The organism is Kocuria nitroreducens (assembly GCF_042879195.1).
Taxonomy (GTDB): domain Bacteria; phylum Actinomycetota; class Actinomycetes; order Actinomycetales; family Micrococcaceae; genus Kocuria; species Kocuria nitroreducens.
On sequence record NZ_JBHZTC010000021.1, the window covers coordinates 74,026 to 80,962 of the forward strand.

The window sequence follows — 6,937 nt, forward strand, 5'->3', positions numbered from 1 at the left end:
AGTAGCGTGGAGGGCCTCCCGAACCCCGTGAAAGGTCCGCCGTGCCGCTGCCCCTGTCCGTCATCGACTTCGCCACCGTCCGCAAGGGCTCGTCCGTGGGCGAGAGCTTCGCCGACTCCGTGCGCCTCGCCCAGCACGCCGAGCGGCTGGGATACCTGAGGGTCTGGTACTCGGAGCACCACAACATGCCCACGATCGCCTCCTCGGCCCCGGCCGTGCTGATCGCCCACATCGCGGCGCACACCTCCTCCATCCGCCTGGGCGCGGGCGGCGTCATGCTGCCCAACCACTCCCCCCTCGTGATCGCGGAGCAGTTCGGCACGCTCGCCGAGCTGCACCCCGGGCGCATCGACCTGGGCCTGGGCCGGGCCCCCGGCACGGACCTGCGGACCGTGCGGGCCATGCGCCGCGACCCCTCCGCCGCCGAGCAGTTCCCGCAGGACGTCCGCGAGCTGCAGGGCTATCTCAGCGGCCGCTCCGTCGTCCCGGGGGTCAGCGCCGTTCCGGGCGCCGGGACGGACGTGCCCCTCACGGTCCTGGGCTCCTCGCTGTTCGGCGCCCAGCTCGCCGCCGCGTACGGGCTGCCCTACGCCTTCGCGTCCCACTTCGCTCCCGACGCCCTCGCGGACGCCGTGGCCGCCTACCGCGCCGGGTTCCGGCCCTCCGAGCAGCTCGCGGAGCCGTACGTCATCGCGGCCGTCAACGTCATTGCCGCGGACACCGCCGAGGACGCCGCGGGGCAGCTGGGGACCGCCCGGCGCGAACGGGTGCGCGCGATGGTGGGGCGCGACCGCGAGCTGACCGAGGCCGAGCTGGACATGGTGATGGACAGCCCCGCCGGGCAGCAGATCCTGCACATGCTGCGCTGGTCGACCGCGGGCACGGGCGCCGAGGTCCGGTCCTGGCTGGAGGACTTTGCCGTGACGGCGGACGCCGACGAGCTCATGATCGCTCCCGCCTCCCCCACCCGGGATCAGGTGCTGCGCTCGCTCGAGCTCCTGGCCGGGGCGTGGGCAGAGGACACCGCGGAACCCCTTCCGTCCAGTGCGTCGCGACTGTAAATTCAGGGAGTTGCCGGCGTTCGCCGCCACGGCGCCGCCCCCGGGGAGGCGCCACCCCTCCCGAAAGGTCCCCGCCATGCGCCCCGTCTCCGTCCGCCGCACCGTCACCGCCCTGGTCTCGGCGCTCGCCCTCGCGAGCACGGCCGCCTCGCCGGCCGCCGGGGCACCACGCACCATCGAGCTCGTCAACCTCGGCGACTCCTTCTCCGCGGCCTTCGGCACGGGCGGGCTCCAGCAGGTCGAGGGGGTCGACTCATGCGACCAGGGCACGGGCCGGGACCACGTCGACGAGCTGGGCTCCCACCCCCGCGTCGAGGTGACCCTGGACGCGGCGTGCGCCGGGTACACGGCGCAGGAGGTGGAGGACCTCGTCTCCACGAAGCCCGTGAGGGAGGCCCTCGCGACGGCCGACGTGGTGACGCTGACCATGGGGGGCAACGACATCGGGTGGGCCGAGTTCATCGGGACGTGCAGCGCTGCCGCGGAGGCCGAGTCCGGCCCGGCGCCGTGCGACGCCCTGCTCGCGCAGGCGCCCGCCCGGATCGCCGCCGCCTCCTCCTCGGCGGCCGAGACCGCCGACGCGATCGGCACGGAGTCGGACGCGCGCATCGTGGTGCTGGGCTATCCGAACCTCTTCGACGACCGGCAGGACAGCCCGCTCATCTCCGCCGGACGGGCCGCCCAGCTCAACGACTGGACCGACGAGCTCAATGCCGCTCTCGCGGCGGCCGTGGCGGAGGAGGGCGCCGTCTTCGTGGACGTCACCGACCGCTTCCGCGGCCACGGCGTCGGCTCGGCGGACCCGTGGATCCTCTTCGCCCCCGAGGCGGGCGCCCACAACCTGCACCCGACCGAGCGCGGCTATCTCTGCGGCTACTTCCCGGGGCTACTCAGCCAGGTGGCCCGGACCCGCTGACCGATCCCGGGCCACGACGAAGGCCCCGGATCGCCGATCCGGGGCCTTCGTCGTGCCGGTGCGTCACCCGGTCCCGGCCGCGGTGCGGCCGGGCGGGGTTCAGGCGTTCTTCGTCTCGTCCTTGACGGACTGCGCCGAGCCCTGGGCGGAGGACTTCAGCTGCTGAGCCTCGCCCTGGCCCTGCGACTTGACCTCCTGGGCGCCCGACTGCGCGGTCTCCTTGACGGACTGCGCGGCCTCCTGGGCCGGCTCCTTCAGGTCCTGGGCGACCTCCTGCGCCATGCCCTTGGCGGAGTCGACCGCCTGCTGGGCGTGGGGCTGGACCCGGTCCGCCGCGTCGGCGACGAGCTCCTGCTCCTTCTGGGAGGAGGGCAGCAGCGAGCCGACGAGCCATCCGGCGCCGAGGGCGATCAGACCAGCGGCCAACGGGTTGCCGCGGGTCTTGGCCTTGGCCGTGGCCGGGGCGTGCTGGACGCCCTCACGGAGGTCACCGGCACGGTCCTGCACGGTGCCGCGCAGGTCGTCCGCCCGGTCCTGCACGCCGTCCTTGAGGTGGCGGCCGCGGTCGGAGGCGTCATCGGACGCTCCCATGACGCGCTCCCGCACTCCCTGGACCTTGTCCTGGACCTTGCCGCGGACCTTGTCCTTCTGCCGCTCGACGACCCGATCGGGCGTCACCTTCTCGGCGACGGCATCGACGTCGGAGTTCAGACGCGCACGGGTCGCCTCGATGTCGGCACGGATCTGTTCGGGGTTCTGCTGGCTCATCGGTTCTCCTTCTTGGAGGGCTTCACGGTTTCCGGAATCTCGGTGACCGTTTCGCGGGTCAGGGGCAGCGGATCCTGGGTGGCCGCGGCCATCTCCCGCTTGCCCGCGTTGAGGTTCTTCTTGCCCATCGCGGCCAGGATGCCGGCGATGATGGCCCAGAGGACGGCAACGATGACGGACGCCCAGACGAGGCTGTCCACGAGGTTGCTCAGTCCCCACATGAGGGCGAGGGACAGGAACAGCAGGACGAAGTGACCGGCCACACCGGCCCCGGCGAGCATGCCGGCGCCCTTGCCCGTGTCCTTGGCGGACTCTTTGGCCTCCTGCACCGCCTGGGTCGTCTCGGCCTTGGCGAGCGCGATCTCCTGCTGGATGAGGGTGGAGAGGTTCGTGCTCAGCGACTTGAACATCTCACCGAGCGACTCTTGCTCGGCCCGGTTCTCTGCGTCCGAGGGGGGAATGGGGTGGCTCATCGACGGTCGCCCTCCTGGTCCGGGTAGACGGTGCCGGGCACGCGGTCGGTGTAGGTGCGAGCCGCCTCGCCCTGCTCGTCGGAGCGGTAGGCGTAGGGGTCGGCCGGGGTGTAGCCCGAGGTCTCGGTGGCGGTGAGGTTGCGGTCGTAGCCCTGGTCGTAGACAGCGCCGGTCGAGACGCCGGACGTCGTGCCGGTGCCCTGGCCCTGCTGACCGGAGACGCCGAAGAACTCCTTGGCGCCCTGGCGGTCGGTGGCGATCTCGTCGCTGTCCTTGACGCCGCGGGTGGCGCGACCGGCGAGGAGACCGACGCCGGCGGCCACGGCCAGGAAGGTCCCGGGACGACGCGCCGCGAACCGCCGGACGTCCGCCAGGAGGTCCTTGGCGTCCTTGTTCTCCAGGGAGGACGCGAAGGAGTCGACCCGGCCGGAGACGTTGCCGAGCAGGCCCGCCACGAAGTCCGTCTCGGGCTTCTCGCCGCGGGACAGGGCGTTGATCTCGTCGCTGACGGAGCGCACGGTCGTGGCGATGCGCTCCTGCTGCGGACCGACCTGCTCCTTGATCCCGCTCTGCAGCTGGCCGAGCAGGCCCTGGGCCTGGTTGACTGCTTCGTCCTTCACCGCCACGGCCTGGTCCTTGGCGGTCTCCTTGACGCGCTGGCCGGACTCGGCCGCCTCGTTCTTGAGCTGGTTCGCCTCGGCCTTGCCCTTGTCCGCGGCGACGTCCTTCTTGGAGGTGGTGTTCGTGTCGGCCGCGTGGCTCGCCGAACGGTCATAAGGATTCGTGGTCATGATTTCGCCTTTCTACAGCACTTGATAAGTTCGCTGAGCATGCGAGCTGATCCCAGGGTATGCCGTGGGACCGGACTCGCCAAGCATTTCCCCGGCGGGGGGCGCGGCGTCCGCCGCGGCTGTCCCCGAGGGTGCAGGGCTCACGGCGACGGGCTGCCGCCGTTGACGTTGAGGGTCTCGCCGATGACGTAGCTGGACTCGGACGAGGCGAGGAAGACGTAGGCCGGGGCCAGTTCCGTGGGCTGGCCGGCCCGGCCGAGGGGCGTCGACTGCCCGAACTCGGGCAGCGCGTCCTTCGGCTGGCCGTCCGAGACCTGGAGGGGGGTCCAGAACGGTCCGGGTGCCACCGCGTTGACGCGGATCCCCTTGGGCGCCAGCTGCTGGCCGAGGCCCTTGGTGAAGTTGTTGATCGCCGCCTTGGTGGACGCGTAGTCGAGGAGTTCCGGCGACGGCTGGTAAGCCTGGATCGACGTCGTGTTGATGATGGAGGACCCCTCGGGCAGGTGCCGCAGCGCCGCCTTGGTGATCCGGAACATCGCCAGGATGTTGACCGTGAACGTGTCGACGAGCTGCTCGTCGCTGAGGTCCTCGAGGCTCTCGACCGCCACCTGCTTGCCGGCGTTGTTGACGAGGATGTCGAGCCCGCCCAGTCCGTTCACGGCGTTCTCGACCAGGGTCGCGCAGAAGTCCTTGTCGGTCAGGTCTCCGGGGAGGAGGACGGCCGTGCGACCGGCCTTCTCGATGATGGCCCTGACGACCTGCGCGTCGGGCTCCTCGTCCGGGAGGTAGTTGAGCGCGACGTCGGCGCCCTCCTTGGCGAACGCGATGGCGACGGCCGCGCCGATGCCCGAGTCCGCCCCGGTGATCAGGGCTCTGCGCCCCTCGAGGCGGCCGGTCCCCCGGTAGGAGAACTCCCCGCGGTCGGTCCTCGGCTCGAGCTCGACATCCAGGCCCGGCTCCGGCTGGTCCTGCTCAGGGGGCGACAGAACGGGGTATCGCGTCACGGGGTTCTGGAACGCGAGCTGGTCCACCGTCTCACGGTCGGCGTTCTCGGGGTTTCCGTTGTTCGTCTCGGTCATGTCCACTCCTCTCGTCGTGCAGTATGTGAACAGCATACTGATTACTCGGCCGAGATGTCACCGGTTCTCTCTAGGAGAACACGACACCCGTGCTTCCACGGCGGAGGGACACCGACCGGGGTGGACGGGGGCGCGAACGTGACGCCGCCGTGCGGCCGCGCTCAGGCGTCGAGACGGCGCAGGAAGGAGTCCAGGGCGTCGTCGAACGCGGCGGGCTGCTCGATGTTGGGGGTGTGCCCGGCCCCGTCGACGACGACGAGCTCCGCGCCGGGCGCCAGCTCGGCCATCCGCCGGCCGGCGCCGCCGTCGAAGGCGTCGTCCGCGCCCACCACGACCAGCACGGGGATCCGGGCGCCGCGGAGCACCTCGGTGAAGTCACGGCGCTCGGCGCGCCCGCGCATGGCCGCGGCGGCCCCCTTCGCCGGGGCACTCTGCAGCATGCTCAGCACCTCGGCCGCCACTTCGGGCTGGGCCTCCGCCGTGAACTCGGCGACCATCCTGGCCAGGACGCTGCGGCCGTACACCTCCATGCCGCCGGCCAGGATGGCGTCCGCCGTGACGTGGCGGCGCCGCCTGCCGGCGGCGTCCTCCGCCTCGGGGACGGTGTCGTTGACGACCAGTGCCCGGACCCGGCCGGGGTGCCGGTGGAGGAGCTCCATGGCGATCTGTCCGGACATCGAGAACCCGACCACCACCGCCCGGTCGACCGCCAGGTGCTCGAGCAGCCCGGCGACGTCGTCGGCGAACTCCTCGGTGTAGACGATCCCCTCGGTGACCTCGGACTCGCCGAAGCCGCGCAGATCGGGGGCGACCACCCGCCAGCCGCGGCCCGCGAACACCTCGACCTGACGGGCCCACATGCTCCGGTCGTAGGCGTGACCGTGCAGCAGGAGCAGCACCGGACCCTGACCCCGGTCCGTGTAGGTCATGGTGACCCCGTTGATCCGTGCGGTGGCAGGACTGACGTCGGGCATGGTGGGAGACCCCTCTCTCGGGCGATCGGCAGGAACGCTCCCAGGGTAGCGAAGGACGCCACCGCGGGATCGGGGCCTCACCGGGCGGCGGGGGCGTCCCCGGTCACTCGACGACGCCGCACGCCAGCCGCGAGCCGGCGTCACCCGTGCGCAGGGTGTCCGCGTCGGGCCCGCCGGAGGCGTAGCGCTCCGGGACGTTGGCGTAGTTGTCGGGGCCCGAGTGGATCATCACGGCGCTGCCGTCGTCGTCGGCCACGAGCTCCTGGACGTCGAAGCGGTCGGTGACCGCCGTCAGGAAGCCCAGCCCGTCCTCGGTCACGAGCAGCGCAGGGAGGTCGCCCGCGTGCTCGGGGTGCTCGGCGTCCTCGCCCCCGAGGTGGCCACCGGCGGAGAGGAAGGCTCCAGTGGTGCCGGGGTCGCCCGGCGCGCTGCTGTCCGGCTCGCAGAGACCGGTCCCGTGCACGTGCAGCCCGTAGAAGCCCGGCTCGAGCCCTTGGACCTCGGCCACGACCTCCGTCCCGGCGGAGACCTCCGAGAAGCGGACGCCGCCGACCTCGTTGCCCTCCGCGTCCTGGAGCACGGCGCGGGAGCCCACACCGGCCTCCGCGGCCGCCGATGTCTCCTCGACCACGGCCCCCTCGTCCCCGCCGCAGCCGGCCAGCACCAGGGCGGCCGTTCCGATCACTGCTGACACCAGCCTGCTCTGCCGCACGGCTCCTCCTCGTCGTCTCCGGGCCTCGCACCTCGACCATAGGCCGTGGTCGGAGACGGTTCAACGACAAAGGGGTGCTCAGTGACAAAGGGGGTGTTAATGTGGGGAGCCCCCGGCACGGGTGTGTCGGGGGCTCGACCCTGGTGGTGTGGTCCGGCGGTGT

8 protein-coding genes are annotated in these 6,937 nt (G+C 71.9%); 2 read left to right on the top strand and 6 right to left on the bottom strand.

The window, feature by feature from the left end:
* The first annotated feature begins 41 nt into the window (after positions 1 to 41).
* Positions 42 to 1,061, top strand: a complete 1,020-nt coding sequence (locus tag ACFYE1_RS14375) for an LLM class flavin-dependent oxidoreductase (RefSeq protein WP_387744178.1) — start codon at positions 42 to 44, stop codon at positions 1,059 to 1,061.
* Positions 1,062 to 1,137: 76 nt separating this feature from the next.
* Positions 1,138 to 1,977 carry a GDSL-type esterase/lipase family protein gene (locus tag ACFYE1_RS14380; RefSeq protein WP_387744181.1) on the top strand — a complete coding sequence of 280 codons (840 nt, stop codon included), beginning with the start codon at positions 1,138 to 1,140 and terminating at the stop codon, positions 1,975 to 1,977.
* Positions 1,978 to 2,076: 99 nt separating this feature from the next.
* Here the strand turns inward: ACFYE1_RS14380 and ACFYE1_RS14385 are convergent, their stop codons facing one another.
* The 6 genes from ACFYE1_RS14385 to ACFYE1_RS14410 all read right to left on the bottom strand — a co-directional run bounded on the left by ACFYE1_RS14385 (position 2,077) and on the right by ACFYE1_RS14410 (position 6,774).
* Positions 2,077 to 2,745 carry a DUF3618 domain-containing protein gene (locus ACFYE1_RS14385; protein WP_387744184.1) on the bottom strand — a complete coding sequence of 223 codons (669 nt, stop codon included), beginning with the start codon at positions 2,743 to 2,745 and terminating at the stop codon, positions 2,077 to 2,079.
* Positions 2,742 to 3,218 (bottom strand): phage holin family protein, encoded by a 477-nt coding sequence (locus ACFYE1_RS14390; RefSeq protein WP_387744187.1) that lies wholly within the window; start codon positions 3,216 to 3,218, stop codon positions 2,742 to 2,744. The genes ACFYE1_RS14385 and ACFYE1_RS14390 overlap by 4 nt, the downstream gene beginning before the upstream one ends.
* Entirely contained in the window at positions 3,215 to 4,009 is a 795-nt protein-coding gene (locus ACFYE1_RS14395; RefSeq protein WP_387744190.1) for a hypothetical protein, read from the bottom strand. Before ACFYE1_RS14395 ends, ACFYE1_RS14390 begins: the two co-directional genes overlap by 4 nt.
* Positions 4,010 to 4,149: 140 nt before the next feature.
* A complete protein-coding gene (locus ACFYE1_RS14400) occupies positions 4,150 to 5,088 on the bottom strand; it encodes an SDR family oxidoreductase (RefSeq protein WP_387744192.1) in 939 nt (312 codons plus the stop codon).
* Between the two features lie 161 nt (positions 5,089 to 5,249).
* Positions 5,250 to 6,062, bottom strand: coding sequence for an alpha/beta fold hydrolase (locus ACFYE1_RS14405; protein ID WP_387744195.1), 813 nt, complete (start codon positions 6,060 to 6,062; stop codon positions 5,250 to 5,252).
* A gap of 103 nt (positions 6,063 to 6,165) precedes the next feature.
* Positions 6,166 to 6,774: a superoxide dismutase family protein gene (locus tag ACFYE1_RS14410; protein ID WP_387744198.1), complete on the bottom strand. Its 609-nt coding sequence runs from the start codon at positions 6,772 to 6,774 to the stop codon at positions 6,166 to 6,168.
* Between the last annotated feature and the right edge of the window lie 163 nt (positions 6,775 to 6,937).